The following is a 19754-nucleotide window of genomic DNA, read 5'->3' on the forward strand; positions in this document are numbered from 1 at the left end:
GTAGGAAATCAAGGAATATGCATTATGTATAGAGTCGCAACGTTAAATGACAGCGCGAATATTGCAGCATTGTCTGCACAAGTTTGGTTGCATAACTATTCTACTGAGGGGATTAATACGGCCATTTCAGGATACGTTCTAAGCGAGTTTACTTCTCAAAATATCGCAAAACAACTCAATGCAGACGATTACAAATATATTGTCTCAGAGCATGATGGCAATCTCACAGGGCTGGTCTCGTTGGATTTTTCTAGCACTTGCCCCATCACTGAAACGAAAGCCCCTGAACTTGATAGGCTCTATATTCAGGAGCCATTTACTGGGCAGGGGCTGGGGTCTAAGTTGCTAGTGGCGGCTATCAATGACTGTAAAAACTTGGGTCATCGAAGTCTGTGGCTGACGGTAAACCACAAAAATGCCAGAGCACGGGCTTTTTATAAGCGCCATGGCTTTGAGGAGATCGGAGAGACCTATTTTGTGCTAAATAAAGAGCAGCATTTAAATTATGTGTTAAGCAAATCCATCGTTTAATTTTGTGGTAATAGCTAACTTATTAAGGAAAATGATGAATTCACACGACATTCGGCCATTCATTCCCGTAAACAATTTGAACGCTTCAAAAGTGTTTTATGAGGCGCTAGGGTTTGAAAGTGATGATACCAATGATGAGATGATCATAATAAGCAACGATACATGTAGCTTCTTTTTATATCAGGCTGCCGATATAGAAGGAGAGACCAACCTGATGTTTCAGCTCATTGTGCCAGATATTCAAGCAGCGCTTAATTCTATCCAAAATGTACAAAATACAGAGGTAAAGTATGAACCCATCAAAGAAGCGCACTGGGGTAAAATTATCTACCTTTGGGGGCCTTCAGGTGAAATGTGGCACATCACTGAACTGGCAACGTGACTAAGCCTATATTTTAATCTTCAGTGCTGGATATAGGCTAATAAATTATAATACTGTTTATTTATACAGTTATATGTATAATCATTTCAGTTTTACCGAGGAGTGATTATGAATTATACAATTGAAGAATATGTACCTACGCCCCAAGAATACTGTGATATGCGCGTGACGGCTGGCTTATCAGCGAAATCTTTAAAAGCCGCAGAAATTGGCTTACCGAATACGTTATATGGTGTGTCTATTCGTCACGATAGCAAGCTCATCGGTATGGGCCGAGTGGTGGGCGATGGCGCATGTAATTTTGAGATTGTAGATGTCGCAGTTGACCCGCAATACCAAGGGCAAGGCTTAGGCCGACAAGTGATGGAGTACATTGATAGATACCTAACATCGGTTGCACTTGAAGGCTCGTATGTATCCATGATCGCTGATGAACCTAAATTTTATGAAAAACTAGGCTACCGCTTGGTGGCGCCAAAAAGCCAAGGTATGACCAAAAAGTTTTATCACTCGAAATGATTTGGGTAGGAGAGTATGAGCTTCCCTTTGAATATTTGCCTTCTTTATATTAAAAACTGAGGAGTATTTTTACGATTTTCATTCCATGGTTAAAGAAGGAGTTATCCAATAAAGCTAGATGCAGCGCAATAGGCATAGATCACAAAAGCTATACACAAAGGCATGATGAAGTATCAAAAGTGATTATGCTTATTATAAGTAGGTGGGAGAGTGACATTATTAAGAATGTACATCAGAAAATGAGAGAAGTGGCTTAAATCCACTTTAATACCTAGTGACAACGCGCAACTTAACTGCGCATTTTTTGTGTCTGAAATTTTTTGAATTATAATAGGTCTAGTTGCAAAGTGCGCAAATTAATGCGCATGAGAACTAAAGTGCGCAACTATCAATTCCTAAATCTTTAGGACTCAAGGAGCCGCTTGATGTTTTAGATTACTGGTATAATAAACAAAAAGAGATATTTGCAGATGCTGGGATAGCGATGCCATTAGAAAGCCCAAATAAGGATTTGCAAACCCCCCAATAAATAGCTACTATTTCCCGTATTGAATAAATCCGCCCAGTCTGACTAAGCGGGTTTTTTGTTTAAAGAATCAGAATTTACAGCCCGATCTATTTGTTTAGGTCGGGCTTTTTTGTGGGTGGAATTTATGGATTTAATATCGCAATTAAAAGTACATGAGGGATTTCGCTCGCAGATGTACAAATGCACCAAAGACAAATGGACCATTGGTTATGGCTTTAACTTAGAGAGTGGTATCACCAAAGAAGAAGCTGCGCTTTTATTGCAGTGCAGAGTTAAAAGAATCTCTCATCAGCTATCAAATGAGCTTCCATATTTCGCCTTACCCAATGAACAGCGCCAAGCCGTGCTAGTAAACATGGCTTTTAATCTGGGTGTTACAGGCTTAATGAACTTCAAAAAGACGCTTTCGTATGTGGAAGCTGGTGATTATGAGCAGGCCGCTATTGAAATGATGGACAGTCGCTGGGCTAAGCAAGTACCGAATAGAGCTCAAGAGCTTTCAAATCAAATGTACACTGGTATGTGGCACTGATTCTAAATCCTTTAATCCAGATTAAAAGACCTCCCTTCCTAAAGCAGGCAATCTTGCTTGTCATCAAACTTAGATTTAGAACAGCTTTTACTACTTTTTTTTCAGTCGCCTTTTGCCCCTGAAAAAATCGGTATGATCGTTTTATCGGATTGTTCATGAACAATTTGATGCTGCTAATTTAACTTTCCGAAATGGAAAGTGTCGCCAAGCTGGAAAAAATATTTTTTCTTGGGAACCAAAAAAATAAAATCCGCTAACATACCGTTATAAGCGAGTGAGAGTTAATTGAATAACTACCTCTAAATAGCACTACATAGTCAACACATGGGGATTTGCGTAAAAGTAAAATTTAAAATGAACAGACAATAAAAAACCGCACTGGGGCGGGTGATTAACATCCTTTGCGGAGTGACCTTGTCAAGGATCGAAAATATTAAAATAGAGGAGATAAGTATAATGATACTTTCAACTATAACTGAACTAATTGAAAATTTAACTAATTTGGGAGTGAATGTGTATTGTATTTTATTTTTTATTGTAGTGTGTTTGGCGGTTTGGAAAGGGCCGAGCTACATGAGTGCTTACGCATCAATAAAGGCCGCTAACATGAGGGAGGATACAAGCGATGGCAAGGCTTAAGCCCTTTATATAAAGAATGCTGTAATGGAAAGTGAGTTTGAGTAAACTCATAACTTTATTGGGTAGAAAGCAAAAACTCTCAAAGGGGCGGGTTTTAGACTTTTATGATTTTGATAAACTAAAGATTATGATTGCAATTTAAAAATTTAATTATTGCATTAAAAGTGAGTAGCATAGCCAAATTAAAGGTCAGAAGCATCATTAGTGAAAATGGTGCTGATAAAGTGGGCTTAAATACAGGCGAAGGTAGTTTACGTTTTGGAAATCCTGTTTGGGTCGTCAACGCGTGTTGTAGCCGGCTATAAGCCTTGTTGTACATGTACAACAAGGCTTTGTCTTATGGGTAAGTCGTCATTTGTAGCCCTGTGATACCATAAGTCTAGAAATAAGGTTCATAGAGATAACAATATGTATATTTTGCAAAGTATTGTAAGTATGTAAAATGCATGTGATTTTTGGTACATCAATATGATGTGCAGCATGATGGCTCTGGTGCATATAGAAAATACTATTTGATAAATGTGGTAATGAACCAGAGGCGTGAGAGAGTTGAATGTTAATCTAAGGATATTTTGCTAAAACACCAAACTTAGTTGCATGGCTAATTAGCTGTAAGCTTGTTGGTCAAGAAAACTCAACACCAATTTCCCCTGAAAACTCGCTATTTCTAACTATATTTGTAATAAGTAACAAGCAAATAGTGACTATCAATGAACTTCAAAAGCCTGCAAGTTAAATACTCGTCCCTGTTTTTTGCCATCTCTGTGTTTTTTATTGCGGTTGTATCTATCAACCTGTTCCTTATATCTAAAACTGAAAAAAGCCTCAGTGAAGTTGGCAATAAATTCAACCCTGCAATCTCAGCCGTTATTAATGCAGACAGAGATTTATATCAAGCGCTATCAGCGGAGCAGCACACTTTGTATAGCACCAACTTGGATAGCAGCTACAACAGCTTGTATGCTGATTATCAAGAAAACGCGCAACAAGCGCTTGATCGTATGAACAAATACCGTGACTTGATGCAAGATTACCCCAGTGCGCTGTCACCGCTTCGGGGTTTTGATAACCAGTACAGGGCTTGGCTCAGCGACTCGCAAAAGGTGTTTGATTTAATACGTCAAGGTGATAAAAGCGCAGCCATTATTCAAAGCGAAGGGATAGCAACACAAAGCTTTAACGATCTTAGAGAGTATTTTAATTTGGCAGGCGAGGCCGCGGATAGGATAAGTGGTGAGGTGAGTAACCAATCTATCAGTGAAGTAAACAGCACTTTGACCGTGATTTGGGTGATCAGCGCCATAGTGGTTGCGATTATTATTGCCATTGGGGTGATAGCGCCTAAAAAAATGGCAAATGCCTTAAATGACCTTGCAAAGCAATTGAAAGAGATGAGTCATGGTGACGGGGATTTAACCAAACGCATTAATTCAGACCGCGATGATGAATTAGGCGATGTGGCCAATGAATTTGACAAGTTTGTTGCAGGTCTCTGTGATCTCATTCGCACCATTGTTGATGAGTCTATGTCGGTTGTTAAGGGAGTCGAGTCACTGGAGCGCGGCTCTAAAGATATTCACGATACGTGTTCTAACCAATTACAAGCCATTGAAGTGATTGTGACTGCCGTGAATGAAATGTCCTATGCAATTAAGGAAGTAGCTAAAAACGCCAGTTTAACTGCACAAGATTTATCTCATGTGAATGAGCTCACAGAAGAGGGGACAAGCGTGACTAACCAGACGGTGAGCCAAATAACGCAGTTATCAGAGGTAGTTGCACATGCGTCAGATACAATCTCTAAAGTTGCCGAAGATTCAACAAATATTGCTTCTGTTTTAGATGTTATTCGCGGTATTGCAGAGCAAACCAACCTACTGGCGTTAAACGCTGCCATTGAGGCCGCAAGAGCGGGGGATCAGGGCCGAGGTTTTGCAGTGGTTGCTGATGAAGTAAGAACTCTGGCAAGTAAAACACAGCAATCGACCGAAAATATTCAAGAAATGATTTCGAATTTACAACAAGGTGTCGAACAGGCAGTCTCATCCATTGAAAAAGGCAATGAGTCAACGAGCTCCACGGTGGAGTGCTCTTCTCAGACTTTGGAGTCCTTGGACAAAATTGCGCAAGCATCGGCGCGTGTATCGGATGTTGCAGTGCAAACTGCCACTGCGACAGAGCAACAAAGTAAAGTCACAGAAGATATCAGCGGTAACTTGACACAAATGTCCGAAGGTACACGCCATAACTTTGATACCGCCGTTGAAAACGAAGAGATAGCAGATCAAACCATGGCAAGTGCTAAAAAGTTGCGCGAGGCAGTCGGTGGCTTCAAGTTAGGCTAGTGTTTTTCTTTAAGTTTCTTATGGGAGTACATGCATCAGCAGTGCTTGAATTTCCAAGCCCACTTCTTGTGAAAAGCACTTCTTAATGACGAATGATCGATTAAATAAGTTATTTGTATTGTTGTACAAGGCTGATTTTAATCACTTTAAAAGTAATCTCTATTTAGGTGTAGCTCGTACCATCATGTAACTTTCGTGATTGACCGTCGAACTAAATGGAGTCGCAATAATGGCGCTAGAAAAAGCTAAAAATGTATTAGGTGGGGATTTAGAGGTGTGCTGTATCGATCCGTTAACCGGGTTTATGCGTGACGGATATTGCAATACCAATGACATGGACCACGGCACACATGTGGTGTGCGCCATCGTCACTGAAGAGTTTTTGGCTTTTACCAAAACAAGAGGCAATGATTTAAGCACACCTGCGCCTCAGTATCAGTTTCCGGGTTTAAAGCCAGGTGATGGCTGGTGTTTGTGTTCTCTTAGGTGGAAAGAAGCGTATATAGCTGGGTTTGCACCACCAGTTAAGCTCAGTGCAACGCATGAAAAAGTACTTGAGTATGTGGATTTAGACGTATTGAAAGAGTTTAGCATTGACTGAATCCACTCACAGCAAATGATGGTTTGAACTGGTAGGTCTGTACCAGTTATTAAAACGCTTGCTATCAAGACCGAGTTTTGTCTTATATTTCTTCGCTTTATCGTCCACTGTTTGACCGCAAAAATAGCCAGTGATAGTGTCTAAAAAGCTGACAGTTTTAAAATATGTCAGCCGCTTTTTTATTACAATAATAAGGAAATCAACAATGTATATGCGCAATTCATATAAGGCATTGTCTATTGCCATTGCAAGCGCTCTGGCAATGAGTGCAAACGCCGCTGATGGCGTCAAGCGCTTACCAACCGAGCTACAAGGGCTGAATTACAACAAACCCTTAATTGAAGGCAAGTTGAGCTCGTCTATTCCCACACCTGAAAGTATATTAGGTTTCCCTGTTGGGCAGCGCGCTGCAACACCGGCTCAAATTACAGAGGCACTGGCGGCATGGCAAAAAGTCAGTGACAGAATGCAAGTTATTGAATATGCGCAATCTCACGAAGGGCGACCTTTACATTATGTGGTCATCTCGTCAGCAAAAAACTTGGCTAACACTGATCAAATCAAGTCAGACTTAGCGCGACTTGCAAACCCAGTCAATCTATCCAGCTCTGAAGAAAAGCGCATTATTGATCGCCTACCTGCGGTATCGTGGTTGGCTTATACCATTCATGGCAACGAGGCATCGGGCAGTGACGCGGCACTTGCCGCCATATATCAACTCATTGCATCGCAAGAGCAAGATATTGAAACGTTACTTGATAAAAGCGTGATCATTATCGACCCGTTGATGAACCCAGACGGTCGTGCTCGCTTTACCAAGCAGCTTCAGCAGCGTCGTGGCGTAGCCCCGAATGTTGACACGCAGTCCACATTGCATACAGATGCATGGGCCACAGGGCGAAGTAATCATTATTTCTTTGATTTAAACCGTGACTTTACATTGGGTGTACACCCAGAAACTCAGGGAATCGTCAAATCGATTAATGAATGGAACCCGCAGTTAATGATAGATGCCCATGAAATGGGATCGATGGATTCATATTTATTTGGTTTGGCAAGAGAGCCGGTAAACAAAAATCTATCATCTCATATCAGAAAATGGGGCACAGTGTTTGAACAAGACCAAGCTGATGCGTTAGATAAAGAAAACTGGCCATATTATATGGGTGAGTGGCTAGAAAACTTATATCCAGGCTATTCAAGTTATGCTGCTTTTAGAGGCACCATTCATATTCTATACGAGCAAGCACGGATCAAAGAAGACGGCGTAATGCAGCCTAATGGTCGTATAGTGAGTTATGCAGAAGGAGTTGACAAGCAACTGGTTAGTAGCATTGCCAACATTAAAACCTTAGCAAAACACTCCAAAGATATTTATCGAGACTTTGTCAAAGATAAGCGTCAGCTCATCTCAAAAGACAGCCCGTTTGCTGATCAAACTTTTGCTATTTTACCAACTGAAAACCATCAGCGTATGGCCAAGTTTGTCAATTTAATGCAGCTGCAAGGCTTTGAACTACACCAAAGCACTAAGCCGATTAAAGTGAGCAAGGCTAAAAACCAGCTCGGTGAGCAAGTTAAAACAGAACTGCCAGCTGGCACGCTACTGATCCGTAATCGCCAACCGCAAGGTCGATTAGTGTCAGCTATGTTGGAGTTTGATGCAAAAATTACGGATGAGGTATTAGTTGAAGAGCGTCAGCGCCTATTGCGAAATGGTTCAAGCTTAATGTATGACGCGACGGCGTGGAATATCTCCATGATGTACGGCCTTGAAGCACTGACTGTTAAAAAAGACATTAACGAAGATATTCGCCCTTATACAGCTCCTGAGCAGCGCCCGCCAATCATTAAAAAAGAGAACGCTTTGGCTTATGTCATTGACGGTCAAGACGATGCATCGGTTGGCTTTGCGGCCCGGCTGATGGAACGCGGCGTGACAACACGTATTATTGATAAAGAAACTGTGCTGGATGATGTGAATATAAGCCGTGGTTCCATTATTGTCTCGCGCTATGATAATGAGTTTTTCGCTGGCGATTTAGATGCAGTAGTAGAAAAAACAGCCAAAGAAATGCATGTTACTACGCACGCAGTTGCTGGTGGGCACGGAGAAGGTGATTTACCTGATTTTGGTGGTTCTCACTTTAAAGTATTGGCGCAACCGAGAATTGCGATTTTAAATGGCAGTGGTGTAAGTTCACTGGACTTTGGTGCAATTTGGCACAGCATAGACAGCAACTTAGGTATTCGTCACTCACATATTGATAGCGATTACTTTAATTGGACAGATCTAAGACGATACAACACGCTCGTTTTACCTTCAACTTGGCGCAGTAAATTAGGAAAGAGTGAATTATCTGCTATTAACAATTGGGTTGAGTCCGGCGGCACACTCATTGCGATTGATGGCTCTGTTCCTCAGTTGACCAACCCAAAAGCAAAGTTAAGCCAAGTCAGGCAGATAAAAGACGCATTCAAAGAGATTGAGCAATACGATATCGCATTGCAAAGAGAATGGTTAGCACAGCAAGATAACTACCCAGAAATTAGCAATATTTGGCAACATGACGCTGTTGATAAAGTCAAATACCCTTGGGATGCTGCTGCAAAGCCGCTGTCAGAGAAACAACTGAAAAAGCAAGATGAGTGGCTTGCCCAATTCAGAACCTCTGGTGCGATTGTTGCTGCAAGAACAGATCAAAAACATTGGCTTACTTTTGGTGCGCCGCCTGTGATCCCTGTTTTAACAGCAAGAGATCCTATTTTGATGAGTAAAGGACGCGTAGAAACCGCGGTTAGGTTTGGTAGCTATCAAGAAATGGACGCCAGCGCGTGGAAAAAACACGTCAAGGAAGCAAAAGATAAACCCGTTTCGCGTAAAGTGGGATGGGCGACATTACCCGAAAAGCAAGAGCTGACATTACGTATGAGTGGCTTGTTATGGCCTGAAGCCAGCAAGCGTCTTGCAAATTCAGCCTATTTGACTCGTGAACGAAAAGGCAACGGGCAAATCATTTTATTCTCTGGTCAACCGGTATTTAGGGGCTCTACACTTGCCACTAATCGATTGCTACTGAATGCCATTGTTTATGGATCGGGACTTGGTGCGCGTCAGGTGGTGACAAACTTATAATTTTCAACTTTTGGCTCAACCAATATCTTAAATATGACTGGGTGAGCCATTGGCACTATACATTCAAAATCTCTGACAGTTTGTTGAGTAACTTGTCATTCTCGGCATCATTTCCTACTGAAATTCGTATTAGATCAGGTCTATCATAGACCTGCATTTGACGTGTAATGAAGCCGTGCTCCAGCAGTTGCTTGAATATATCCGATGCATTTTCACCGAATTCAGCCAAAACAAAATTTGAGTTACTTGGATAACATAATAACCCTAAATTGCTTAAACCCTCACTGAGAACTTTGCGCCCCTGCTTGACACTGTCGATAACAAATTGACTATATGCACTGTCTTGCAAAGAGGCAATTGCGGCAGCAATGCCTAAGTTTGATATTGGGAAAGGCTGTTGCCCTCGGTTTAACCAATCTATTATTTCCGAGTTAGCAAGTGCATAACCAATACGCAGTGCTGCCAAGCTATATGCTTTGGAAAATGTCCGCGTCACAATTAGATTTGGGTGTTCTGTAAACGTTTGGCTGTTAATGGATAAGGGAGCTGCATCAGTAAACTCTTCATACGCTTGATCAAGCACAACCAAAGTATGCTTTGGGACATTGCCAAGGATGTACTCTAACTCTTTGGCATCGAGCGCACTGCCGGAAAAATTACTTGGGTTGTCAATAACCAATAAGCTGGTGTTTTCGTCGCACTGAGCTAACAAATTGTGTGCGACATGGCCTAGATTTTCGTCAGTGTGTGCAAGCTTTACGTCAATGCCTGATTTTTGCGCAAGCAGTGGGTATGCGAAGTAGCTACATGTTGTAAAAACAGCGTTGCTGCCTTTTCTGTTAAAAGCGTGAAAAATGATATCGAGAATATTGATTGAACCACACCCGAGTATCACGTTGCTTGCAGACAGTTGAAACTGCTCGCCAATAATTGAACGAAGCTTTTGATAATCAGGGTAGCGATTACTACTATGCATTGCCTCAGAGACTGCTTGCATTGCCAATTCTGAAGGCGGAAATGGGGATTCATTACTGGCAAACTTGTGTACTTGTTCAAGGCCATATAGTTCTTGTATCGCTTCGGTTGTTAAGCCAGCTTTGTAGGGTTGTAATTGACTAAATTGCTCAGAAATGAGGGTATTGGTACTTTGCATAAAAATTCCTTAAGTCCTTGGCATTTGTAATTATTAAGCATATGCAGCTGCCATCATAGCGAGAATTTAAAATCTAGGGTAGCGTGTTGGGTAGGTTATTATAAATTTAATGTTGGGTCGCTGTAGAGCTAGATAAAGAGTAGCTCCAACCGGAACCGTTTGTATGTAGTTGCTCTTATTAAGTTGTTTGTTATAGAGGTGTTTTATGCAAAGAGCAAGTACGCTTTTTAAACTTGCTTTTAGGGATGTCGCGAAGGACATAATAACAAAATGTGCCAATAATCAGCGTAGCAATATTGAGCAATATCGTAATGGTTGCGATACTGGGATCGCTCACTAAGCCAGAGATGATTGGAATGTAGCTTAAACTCACAAAATAAGAGGTGAAAATAAGGCAGTATACAAGCAAGTTATGCAGCATATGGATAAAAATAGGGGCGGCAAGTGTTCGAAACTTAAATCTTATCAGGCATAAAACAATACCCAAAATGAGACTGCCAATAAAGTTATTATAGATAGAACCAAATAACAGCGAGCTTAAAGCAATGGCCCACAGCGGGAAAAGCTTTAAACACAGCCTATCTAGCAATACACCTCGATATACGACTTCTGCAAAAATAGGCACCACGATCACTAAGCTGACAAATAGTACACACATGTAGAAAATAAAATGATCGTCTTGCGGTGAGATGTTGGTATCTACCAAATTGTCGTCAACCAACTTAAAGTCGATGTGCGAATACAAATGCAAGATGTCTGCAGTGGCAAAATACATACAGAGTAGCCCCAAAGCGAATACTATCATATAGGCGTACTCAGTTTTTGATGCTGTATTTGAAAAGGCTACACGCCTTTGCTTAGGCTTAAGAAAACGCAGAATTAGCGCGACTATAAGTACACATGATGTTATATCAAGAAGCACTTTGGTATGGGCATTGGATAGGTTCAAGAATGAATCGGACGTGTTTGAATAAACTAATAACGCTACTGGCAATGACATTAGAATCATTGCAAGAAAATAGTAGGCAATAAGCCGAATGAGAGAAAAATTTGTAAACATAATTATAAGTTCAGGTTTTTATGTCCTTATTTGTTTTAATTTTTTGTGCTTTACCTAAAATAGAAAAATTGCCAATATGTAAATAATGGCGGAGTTAGGTTAAATCAAATGGTCGGGTGGTATGCTTCTAAGCAATAAGCATAGGTATTGTCGTCCGTTCAATGCCGATTTAGCTTTTAGTCGCCAAACATCATACGCTTAAAGTTCAAAGCCTGAGGTGAGATAAAGATGCCAGATTTAGAAAACTTACTAGCAATTGCACAGCGAAAGTTCATTTTTGACCAAACGAATAGCTGGTATTCAGGTTCAAATACTTATTTATCCGCCTTGCAAGATGAAGTCACTGAAGTACTAGAAGAGATCCCAAAACAAAGAAAATGCCATAACATAATCCTCGCTCTGGAAAAAGAGGCTGGGATAGATATGGGCTCTGTAGTTAAGCGTGCCGTGAATAAGTATGAGCAACGAGTATCAGCGATTGAGCAAGGGGGTAGTTGGGCAGAAGTAAAAGAAAAACAAAAACGTGCACTTGAAAAAGAACAAAGTGAATGTGTGAAGCCTCGTCTTCTTCATAAATAGTAAGGTGTGTAAATTGGAGTATAAGGAAGTTAAAAGTATTGATGTGCCTATTGAATTGCTGCTTGAAGCCGATCCGAGCAAAGACAACATATTGTCCTATTTACAAGGTGCGTGGTGTTTTGTGGCCGTCGACTAGCAACAGATTGTTGGGGCATGTGTGGTTAGTGAAGTAAATTGCAGACACGCTGAAATTTATAATATGTCAGTAGTGCCCAATCGGCAGGGTAAGGGGCTTGGAACTCAATTATTGAGATATGTGATTGCTCAATTAAAGTCTAAAAAAATTGAGCGTGTTGAGCTTGGTACAGGGACTTTTGGCTATCAACTCACCTATTATCAAAGATTGGGGTTTAGAGTTGAGTGTGTAGTTAAAAACCATTTTTTACAAAATTACTCTAAGCCAATTTTTGAAAACGGTATACAGCATAAAGATATGTTGAGGCTTTATCTAAACTTAACTTAAATACTCAAGTAAACATGCTTGGAGGAAGCTCATTAAAGTTCATTACTTAGAAATCGTCTCTGAAGATGTTGACTCAGTGGTAAAAGTTTACGAAAAAACATATCAAAAAACCTTCTCTGAAGCTGAACCGCTGCTTGGTGGTGCAAAAACTTGCAAGCTTGACGATGGTAGTTGCGTGGGCATTCGAGCGTCACTTAGAGAGACGGAGGCACCGATAATTCGCCCGTATTGGCTGGTTTGATAAAGCAGTCTGTAAAGTGCAAAAACAAGGCGCTCAAATAGCAATGCCACCGACGGAAATACCGGGTAAAGGCCAATTCGCGATATATATTTTAGGTGGTAATGAGCAAGGCTTATGGCAGCTTTAAAATAGATTATTTAATAATAAGAAAAGAGTAAGAAAGTGAAGTACATAACAAGACAAAATAAGCTGTTATTTGTTATCGCGGTTTCAATTATATTTGCCATATTGACGATTGTGTGGGCAAGGCAGGACAGTCCAATATTCAGACCGCTTGTTCAAGATATGCGTTTGGTCGATGCAGTGCTAATTTCAGATGTACTTGATCAAGAGCGCATCGCATATTATGCCGATGTTAAAAGCCAAATGCTGTACGTTGACCAAGCAAAAACGGAACATGCTCGCGTCTCTTTGGCTAAGGTGGGTATCGTGATTGATTATCCAAAAATTACTAAATATAGTGACTTAGATGAGGCTTACCACGCATTTTTAGAGCAAAATTCTCGTGAGCAAGTTAAAGCAGAGTTATGGGAGCAGCCTTGGTTTTTTAGGGTGGTGAGACTAGCTGCGGGCGCACTTATTATACTTGTATTGATTTTGAATGTTGTCAGACCTGCTCTACGTGCAATTATATTAGAGCAGGACAAGTAGTAAGATAAGTTTACGAGATTTGCTGTGTAACTCGTTTTTATTAAAAGGAATGATCATGTTTACAGAAGAAGTTAAGTCATCAATTCAGCAGAGCGTATTGTGCTGGTTGGCAACTGTTGATAAAGACGGGGGCCCAAGTGTGTCTCCCAAAGAGGTGTTTGTTAGCTATAAAGACAATGAACTGCTCATTGCGAATATCGCTTCAGCGAACAGCGTGCGCAATATAAAACATAACGATAATGTGTGCGTAAGTTGTGTGGATGTGTTTACGCAAAAGGGCTTTCAACTCTATGGTAAAGCAAACTATGTTGCTAAAAATGATAGTCACTTTCCTGTACTATTTAAAGAAATAGAGCCTATAACGGGGGATAAATATCCGGTCGCGGGCGTTATTCATATCACGGTCAAGAAGGTTAAACCTATCGTAGCACCTAGCTACAAGCTGTTTCCTAACATTACTGAAGCCGAACAAATTGAAAGCGCAAAACTAACATACGGCGTTAAATAGTGAGCGTGCTCATTTTGTAAATTTCAATATAATCATAGCTAAAAATCTTGGAGTCGTTCAGTTTGAAACAAGTAGAAGCGTATTTGGTCAATTCATTCGTATTAGGTGGCTTGGGCGGCAACCCAGCCGGTGTTGTCTTAAATGCAGAGCATTTATCAGATGCTGAAAAATTACATATTGCCCAAGTTGTTGGTTTTTCAGAAACGGCCTTTGTGACTCGTGATAAAGAGGTGGATTTTGAGCTGACTTTTTATACAACGACTGGAGAGGTCGACTTCTGCGGACATGCAACACTGGCTGCATTTTCAGTGATGTTTGAGCAGAGGATCGTTGGCACTGGAAAATCAGTGCAAAGAACCAAAGCGGGTATACTAGAAGTGCGTATTGAGGCCAACGGAAAAGTCGTGATGCAGCAACGTTTACCTGAATTTTTAGATAGTTTTTCTTACCAAGACATATCGCAGTTAATAGGGCTAGATGCGGACGTATTGGCCGCGTCAAAGTTACCTATTGAAGCTGTCACTACAGGACTTGCGGATATGATTGTACCCGTACCGAGAGGCTATCTTGATAAAGTTAAACTCAACGAAGCCTTGATGACTGAATTTTGCAAAAAGCATAATTTGGTTGGAGCCCATGTATTTGAATTGAACGATGCAAGCTCGAATTACACAGCCAGCTGTAGAAATTTTGCACCTCTTTTTGGTATTCCAGAAGAGTCAGCTACCGGCAGCGCAAGTGGTGCGCTTGCGTGTTATTTAACTAAGCACACCAATACCGAGTCAAACACGACAATTGACTATCTATTTGAGCAAGGCCGAGTGATGGGGTGTGGGTCTGAAATCTCTGCGTCTATTAAATTAGAAGGGGGACTGGTGAGCGAGGTTAAAGTAGGTGGTTTTGCACAGGCGTTTGATAAAGTGAACATTTTACTAGAACTTTAACTTGCCGATAAAACCTATTCTTGAGTACATATTCACTTCACTTTTGCTTAAAAGTTATTTGCGCGTAAGAATGAGGCTGATGTGTGTCATGGTGAATAATGAGCTTTGATTCTGAACGGTTAATCACTCAATGATGGCTGCGCTTTAGGTAATCTATGCCTTAATGAATGTTAAAGTATGGATGGCTTTTTTTATGGCAATAGCAAGGAAGAGACAAGTTAGCTTGGTGGATACCAAGTACTATCACTGTGTATCACGCTGCGTAAGACGTGCTTTTTTATGCGGAGAAGATAAAGCAACGGGTAAGTCATTTGAGCATCGAAAAGGGTTGGTTGAATTCGGTTAGTGCATTGCTTGGTTCTTAGCGCTTGATTGTTTTCTGCATTACTCTTGTATCATAACGACTTAATCGGTGCTCATTGTGTTTGATATCATCGCTATCTGTATTTTAGTGATACTCGCGGCTGTTATCGCTTTGAACTATTATTTTTGTAATGTTTTTTATCGAGCTAGGTTAAAGCAGGAAAAAGCAAACTGGATTTCTTGGGGGAAGCCATCTTTTCAAGCGTTTTATGAGGCTCAACTTGATGACTTTTCCCCGATAATTTTCGGCAATGAGTGTGTCAAACTAAAGAATAAGGCGCTGATGAAGGCAAGTTCAGATATTAAGTTCTCTTGGTATGCGGCTTTGATTTTAGTGGTTACAGGCTGTGGACTTGTTGGTTTTGAAGCTAATTTGACTTCTGGTTGGGCGATTGTGTAAATAAAATCATCCCAGACCTAAATCTGTATAAAATCGGTGATGTTTCGCCAATCTCTAACCTAATTTATAACCCCAATAGAAATTACCAATATGTAAGTGCGAATTGAACTTTGTAATCTAATATCTAAGCTGTTTTCACATTTGGCCATAATAAATCTAAGCCTCTATCTATATTCTTGCCCCCCTGATAAATTACTCATCTTTCCCTCCGATTTAATCTGTGACTTTAGGTAAAAACAATAAACGTGATGCTCATTTGAATTTAGAAATCCGCAATTTTAATTGAAGGAAATCAATACACCTCTTTAAACGCACAAACCGAGTCAGAACAGGTCGGAAATGGATCATGAATCACGGGGTAGGGTATGGATTGATAGGACATCAACGTCATGACACCCTTGCTGATTTAGGGCATGTGATTTTAGATCTGGTTCTAACATAACTGCCTGGAATCAATAACCTCAAAACATCAATGTAGTAGCACCAAATTAATTGCTTTTTGGCAACTAAGCGACTTGTCTTCGTTGCCAAAAAGCAGATTGATAGTGTGATACCTTACTATACTCGGTATTTTTTCGTGTTAAGAAATCTAAAAAACGGGCCTGCATTAACTGCTCATACACACCTAAGTATTCAGGCTCTCCATTAAAATACTTAAGCATTGCACTTGCACCATAAAACGCGCTACCCAATGCTGATGTCACCCCATATGAAGACAACGGATCGTAACTACAAGCTGCATCTCCGAGTGCTAACCATCTTTTGCCAAAATAGCGATCGATGCTTGATGAGTACGCTGGTACAATCTTAAATGGAGTCGTTTTATCTGGCTCACAAGTCATCAGATATTGGGCTAGGGCAGTGTGCTCTTTCGCCATTTCGAGTAACACATTCGGTGATTTGGGAGTCGCCAAGTCCGTATCTGTGAAATAGCACAAGCTTGACTGGGTAGATGAAAAAGGAACTAAGTACCACCAGCCATGAGGATCACTTTGAATGATTGCTTTTTTTGCAAACATAGAATGTGGCGTTTTATGAGCTAAATAACTACAACACGCAATCAATGTATCGGCTTTCTTTTCGGAAACCCCGAGTTTGCGGGTCAATACTCTTGCACGCCCAGATGCGTCGACTGCAAAATCGGCAGTAACGGTTGAATGTGTGCCATCATTGTGCTTAATAACTAAATCCCATTTTTTGCCTTGCCATTTGAGGTCATGTAATCTGGCATGCCAAAATACCTCAACACCCGCTTGTTGCGCCTGTAACAACAGCGTTTTATCAAATTCACTGCGGTTTAAAATCCATCCCGTGCCGTGCGGACTGGCAAGTAGGTGACGTTCATATTCTCCAGCTCCATCCCATTCGATCTGGTATCCTTGTAAAGCGAAGTGGCCTGCTTGTTCAAACTGCTCCAATAAGTCTAATTTCGCCAAAATAGGTGCAATATTGCCGTGAACACACTCACCAAAGCTACGCTTTTCTGGGCCCTGACTGTCAAAAACAACCACTTTTAACCCTTGTTTAGCTAGCACAAGTGCTGCGGTTAAACCCGCAACACCTGCACCAATGATAGCTACGTTGTAGTGTAGACTTTGCATGATTAGTTTTGGTCTTGGCGTATCGTGATTTTCCTACGAGTAAGTCCGTGTTCATTGGCTTGCTCGTCTTCTTTATCTAGCAGGTCAAGTTGTTCATTTGTCGCTGCATTTTTACCTAGCATAAGGTCATTACCTTCAAAGTACACAAGGTTTTCTAGATTTAGTAGTTGACGATAGCTAGTATCATTCGCTAAAAAGCGTTCATTTACTTGGGTTTCGACCCAAATGTGGTCGACATTGTTGTGATCAGCTTTTAGAGTCGTGGTTGGCTTTTTCACTACGATGCCAATTTTATCCCAGTACTTCACCATATTAACCCGTGCCTTTTCACCTCCTTCTCGTAAAAAGCGCAGCCAGTCCTGTCTATAACTGTAACTTTTCGCTCTTTGTCCAAGTCCTATTGCCTCGTTTTGCATTTGCTCAAACGAGCGTTGACTTAGTACTTGATTGGGTACCCGTGCAGACCAGAATGTCATTGTTGGTAGGTATTGAGCAGGATCGTAACTTTCGTTCGATTGACAGCTGCCTTCATCTGATTGCCATGGTACGCCCATAAATCGGGTTAACGTACCAGGGCCACTGACATTAAACATGTCCTTGAGCGCAACCTCCGGTGTTAAAATTGGACCATAATAATCTTGGACATCATCGTCACATTCAACAATATTAAGACGCATTGGGTCGAACGGATCCGTTGTATTCCACATTGATTTACGGCGTAAAAACCAAGTCAATTCAATTCCTGGGTGAAATGGACCGCCCAAACATTGTTGCAGGTTGGTTTTGGTTAGAGTGTGCGGCCATTCTTTTTGGTCACTGATCACCTGTAGTGGATCTGTGATTGCACAATTTGTATTGTTTGGCGCCTTTCTGAGGTTTTCTCCGATTTCAAAATTGCCATCTGCCCAGTTTTTTAAATGCTTATATTGGGTATTTGTTAAACTCAGACCTATCAGTGGGGAGTCAGCATAATCCCCATAACCATCACCGAATATAGGTGGTAGCTTATCTGCTTGAACCGCTGTTTGCGTTTGCTTTACAGCCTCGTCAAAAATAGGCTCTAATACCTGTTTATTTACATCTTGAACTGCGGGATCTTGCAGTAGCTGCTCAACTTTCTCAGCTCTGCGCGTTGCAGTTATGTCAGGTATAACTCTAAATAAGTCAAATACGGCAGTTCTAAATGATTTATAGTCCTCGGATTTAGACTCAAGCTTTTCTAGTATGTCCGGCTGAGTGAAATTAGCAGGAGAATAATCGCCAAATGCCATAAAATAGCCTTCGTTAACGCCTTGATTTTCAACTAAGCTTGATAGTATTGGGTAGATGTCGCGGTAAAATTCAGTCTCGGTATCAGAATCTAATAGCAAGTCGCTAACCACGTCATACATAGTGATCACACCCGGCATACCCGGTGCAAAGTTTGGTGGGGTAACAGCTACCATAGCAGGCTCAGCCTCAATCGACTTGTTGTCTATCGTTACCGTAGCACGAACAGTGCCATCACTGATATCATCATGCCATGTCTCGTTATTAGCAAAAGTAGTAATGGGGCTATTATTGTAGCTGGCCGAGTGTCCAAGCCCACCTAGTACCAGTAAGCGGCCTTCACTGTCTGTTCTTAATTCACCCAAATATACTTGCGTTTCGTAGCTTGTGCCCGCAAAAAAAGTTCCATCATTGAACTGGTAAGCAGGTTTGTCAGACTGATTACACCCTTGGATATTGCATTGGCTAGGCTGAATGAGCAGTTTCTTTTTTCGTTCATCTAAATTCGTTATAAAGTCATTACGCAGTTTGCAGTCTTTAGATAATTTGCCAAGATCCATGGCATTTTCGAATTGATAATTGATTGATTTGCGGTTAGCCAGGTTAACACGCCACTCAATTTTGGCGTGTTTGTCATTGATTTCCCTAACATTATTCCCACAGTCACTCACTTCAAATATTCTAAAACGTGCGGCTTGACGCTTAACCTTACCCTCAGTATCTTTAAAGTCTAATGATGAACTAGGTAAATTTTGCAAACTGCCTGCTTCATAGCAACTACCAAAATTATCTCCGGTATAATTTGGGTTCACTTCTTGATGGGGTACCTCGGGGCCGACAAAAAATTTTGATTCTGAATTGCCGACACGTGCAATGCCGATGGCCGGATAAATGTAGTACTTTGGCATAATCAATATCCTTACTTAAAAATCTTAGCTCAATGCTTTGGCCCAGTAACTATTGCTATGGAATGCAACAAAGATTAAGCGTTTGCTCTTGTGAAAAGAGATAAAACTATAGCCACTCCATTGGTTTTATCTATTACAAATAATTACACGCTTTGCCAATCCAATCCAATCCAATCCTATGTGCAGCAAAACTTACACCAGTATTTCGAGGTTGAGCTTTTCATGTTGTCAGCAAGCCAAAAGCGCAAACAATATCTTGAAAATAACATTTATCAGACGATTAACGCCCAAAGCCTATCTGTAAATGCCAAGCATAGTAAATATATTATATATAAATTATTTTATATGTTCTTATGAAGGCAGAGGGCAATGGTTTTTGTTTTTTATTTTTTTGTTTTTA

Annotated in this window: 19 protein-coding genes; 15 read left to right on the forward strand and 4 right to left on the reverse strand. The window is 40.8% G+C overall.

What is annotated here, in order from left to right:
• Positions 1-24 precede the first annotated feature (24 nt).
• The 7 genes from S4054249_RS09805 (at position 25) to S4054249_RS09840 (ending at position 9214) form a co-directional block, all read left to right on the forward strand.
• Positions 25-531, forward strand: a complete 507-nt coding sequence (locus tag S4054249_RS09805; protein WP_046355275.1) for a GNAT family N-acetyltransferase — start codon at positions 25-27, stop codon at positions 529-531.
• Positions 532-562: 31 nt separating this feature from the next.
• Positions 563-913, forward strand: a complete 351-nt coding sequence (locus S4054249_RS09810; RefSeq protein WP_235611269.1) for a lactoylglutathione lyase — start codon at positions 563-565, stop codon at positions 911-913.
• A 108-nt stretch (positions 914-1021) separates the two neighbouring features.
• The gene (locus S4054249_RS09815) at positions 1022-1432 is read left to right on the forward strand and encodes a GNAT family N-acetyltransferase (RefSeq protein WP_046355277.1); all 411 of its coding nucleotides are present in this window, start codon (positions 1022-1024) and stop codon (positions 1430-1432) included.
• Between the two features lie 653 nt (positions 1433-2085).
• On the forward strand, positions 2086-2493 hold the full coding sequence (locus tag S4054249_RS09820; protein ID WP_046355278.1) for a glycoside hydrolase family protein: 408 nt from the start codon (positions 2086-2088) through the stop codon (positions 2491-2493).
• A gap of 1349 nt (positions 2494-3842) precedes the next feature.
• Positions 3843-5477: a methyl-accepting chemotaxis protein gene (locus tag S4054249_RS09830; protein ID WP_046355280.1), complete on the forward strand. Its 1635-nt coding sequence runs from the start codon at positions 3843-3845 to the stop codon at positions 5475-5477.
• A gap of 229 nt (positions 5478-5706) precedes the next feature.
• Complete coding sequence (locus S4054249_RS09835) at positions 5707-6078, forward strand: DUF2237 family protein (RefSeq protein ID WP_046355281.1); 372 nt, start codon at positions 5707-5709, stop codon at positions 6076-6078.
• Between the two features lie 205 nt (positions 6079-6283).
• Complete coding sequence (locus S4054249_RS09840; RefSeq protein ID WP_052960912.1) at positions 6284-9214, forward strand: M14 family metallopeptidase; 2931 nt, start codon at positions 6284-6286, stop codon at positions 9212-9214.
• A gap of 55 nt (positions 9215-9269) precedes the next feature.
• Here the strand turns inward: S4054249_RS09840 and hisC are convergent, their stop codons facing one another.
• Both hisC and S4054249_RS09850 read right to left on the reverse strand, forming a co-directional pair.
• Positions 9270-10367: a histidinol-phosphate transaminase gene (hisC, locus tag S4054249_RS09845; RefSeq protein WP_046355282.1), complete on the reverse strand. Its 1098-nt coding sequence runs from the start codon at positions 10365-10367 to the stop codon at positions 9270-9272.
• A 190-nt stretch (positions 10368-10557) separates the two neighbouring features.
• Positions 10558-11142: a CPBP family intramembrane glutamic endopeptidase gene (locus tag S4054249_RS09850; RefSeq protein ID WP_052960913.1), complete on the reverse strand. Its 585-nt coding sequence runs from the start codon at positions 11140-11142 to the stop codon at positions 10558-10560.
• 513 nt (positions 11143-11655) lie between these two features.
• Between S4054249_RS09850 and S4054249_RS09855 the strand changes: the two genes are divergently transcribed.
• The 8 genes from S4054249_RS09855 (at position 11656) to S4054249_RS09890 (ending at position 15576) form a co-directional block, all read left to right on the forward strand.
• Positions 11656-12006 (forward strand): hypothetical protein, encoded by a 351-nt coding sequence (locus S4054249_RS09855; protein WP_046355283.1) that lies wholly within the window; start codon positions 11656-11658, stop codon positions 12004-12006.
• 13 nt (positions 12007-12019) lie between these two features.
• On the forward strand, positions 12020-12142 hold the full coding sequence (locus tag S4054249_RS27150; protein ID WP_256370553.1) for a hypothetical protein: 123 nt from the start codon (positions 12020-12022) through the stop codon (positions 12140-12142).
• A gap of 63 nt (positions 12143-12205) precedes the next feature.
• Positions 12206-12469, forward strand: coding sequence for a GNAT family N-acetyltransferase (locus tag S4054249_RS26920; RefSeq protein ID WP_230851833.1), 264 nt, complete (start codon positions 12206-12208; stop codon positions 12467-12469).
• Positions 12470-12872: 403 nt separating this feature from the next.
• Entirely contained in the window at positions 12873-13361 is a 489-nt protein-coding gene (locus S4054249_RS09870; RefSeq protein ID WP_046355284.1) for a hypothetical protein, read from the forward strand.
• 55 nt (positions 13362-13416) lie between these two features.
• Positions 13417-13869 carry a pyridoxamine 5'-phosphate oxidase family protein gene (locus tag S4054249_RS09875; protein WP_046355285.1) on the forward strand — a complete coding sequence of 151 codons (453 nt, stop codon included), beginning with the start codon at positions 13417-13419 and terminating at the stop codon, positions 13867-13869.
• A 62-nt stretch (positions 13870-13931) separates the two neighbouring features.
• Positions 13932-14813: a PhzF family phenazine biosynthesis protein gene (locus S4054249_RS09880; RefSeq protein WP_046355286.1), complete on the forward strand. Its 882-nt coding sequence runs from the start codon at positions 13932-13934 to the stop codon at positions 14811-14813.
• Between the two features lie 193 nt (positions 14814-15006).
• Entirely contained in the window at positions 15007-15159 is a 153-nt protein-coding gene (locus S4054249_RS26545; RefSeq protein ID WP_155523260.1) for a hypothetical protein, read from the forward strand.
• Between the two features lie 75 nt (positions 15160-15234).
• Positions 15235-15576: a hypothetical protein gene (locus tag S4054249_RS09890; RefSeq protein WP_046355287.1), complete on the forward strand. Its 342-nt coding sequence runs from the start codon at positions 15235-15237 to the stop codon at positions 15574-15576.
• A gap of 506 nt (positions 15577-16082) precedes the next feature.
• Here the strand turns inward: S4054249_RS09890 and S4054249_RS09895 are convergent.
• Both S4054249_RS09895 and S4054249_RS09900 read right to left on the reverse strand, forming a co-directional pair.
• Positions 16083-17177 (reverse strand): NAD(P)/FAD-dependent oxidoreductase, encoded by a 1095-nt coding sequence (locus S4054249_RS09895; protein WP_046355288.1) that lies wholly within the window; start codon positions 17175-17177, stop codon positions 16083-16085.
• Positions 17178-17179: 2 nt separating this feature from the next.
• Entirely contained in the window at positions 17180-19354 is a 2175-nt protein-coding gene (locus tag S4054249_RS09900) for a LodA/GoxA family CTQ-dependent oxidase (RefSeq protein ID WP_052960914.1), read from the reverse strand.
• Positions 19355-19754: the final 400 nt, after the last annotated feature.

The organism is Pseudoalteromonas luteoviolacea (assembly GCF_001750165.1).
Lineage (GTDB): Bacteria > Pseudomonadota > Gammaproteobacteria > Enterobacterales > Alteromonadaceae > Pseudoalteromonas > Pseudoalteromonas luteoviolacea_G.

Bases quoted from the DNA above. Each gene is read 5' to 3' on its own strand.
- S4054249_RS09840 (WP_052960912.1), top strand. From the start codon at position 6,284: ATGTATATGCGCAATTCATATAAGGCATTGTCTATTGCCATTGCAAGC.
- S4054249_RS26545 (WP_155523260.1), top strand. From the start codon at position 15,007: ATGGCAATAGCAAGGAAGAGACAAGTTAGCTTGGTGGATACCAAGTAC.
- S4054249_RS09850 (WP_052960913.1), bottom strand. From the start codon at position 11,142: ATGTATTTTGCCACTGCAGACATCTTGCATTTGTATTCGCACATCGAC.
- S4054249_RS09895 (WP_046355288.1), bottom strand. From the start codon at position 17,177: ATGCAAAGTCTACACTACAACGTAGCTATCATTGGTGCAGGTGTTGCG.
- S4054249_RS09835 (WP_046355281.1), top strand. From the start codon at position 5,707: ATGGCGCTAGAAAAAGCTAAAAATGTATTAGGTGGGGATTTAGAGGTG.
- S4054249_RS09815 (WP_046355277.1), top strand. From the start codon at position 1,022: ATGAATTATACAATTGAAGAATATGTACCTACGCCCCAAGAATACTGT.
- S4054249_RS09810 (WP_235611269.1), top strand. From the start codon at position 563: ATGATGAATTCACACGACATTCGGCCATTCATTCCCGTAAACAATTTG.
- S4054249_RS09820 (WP_046355278.1), top strand. From the start codon at position 2,086: ATGGATTTAATATCGCAATTAAAAGTACATGAGGGATTTCGCTCGCAG.
- hisC (WP_046355282.1), bottom strand. From the start codon at position 10,367: ATGCAAAGTACCAATACCCTCATTTCTGAGCAATTTAGTCAATTACAA.
- S4054249_RS09805 (WP_046355275.1), top strand. From the start codon at position 25: ATGTATAGAGTCGCAACGTTAAATGACAGCGCGAATATTGCAGCATTG.
- S4054249_RS09875 (WP_046355285.1), top strand. From the start codon at position 13,417: ATGTTTACAGAAGAAGTTAAGTCATCAATTCAGCAGAGCGTATTGTGC.
- S4054249_RS09830 (WP_046355280.1), top strand. From the start codon at position 3,843: ATGAACTTCAAAAGCCTGCAAGTTAAATACTCGTCCCTGTTTTTTGCC.
- S4054249_RS26920 (WP_230851833.1), top strand. From the start codon at position 12,206: ATGTCAGTAGTGCCCAATCGGCAGGGTAAGGGGCTTGGAACTCAATTA.
- S4054249_RS09855 (WP_046355283.1), top strand. From the start codon at position 11,656: ATGCCAGATTTAGAAAACTTACTAGCAATTGCACAGCGAAAGTTCATT.
- S4054249_RS09900 (WP_052960914.1), bottom strand. From the start codon at position 19,354: ATGCCAAAGTACTACATTTATCCGGCCATCGGCATTGCACGTGTCGGC.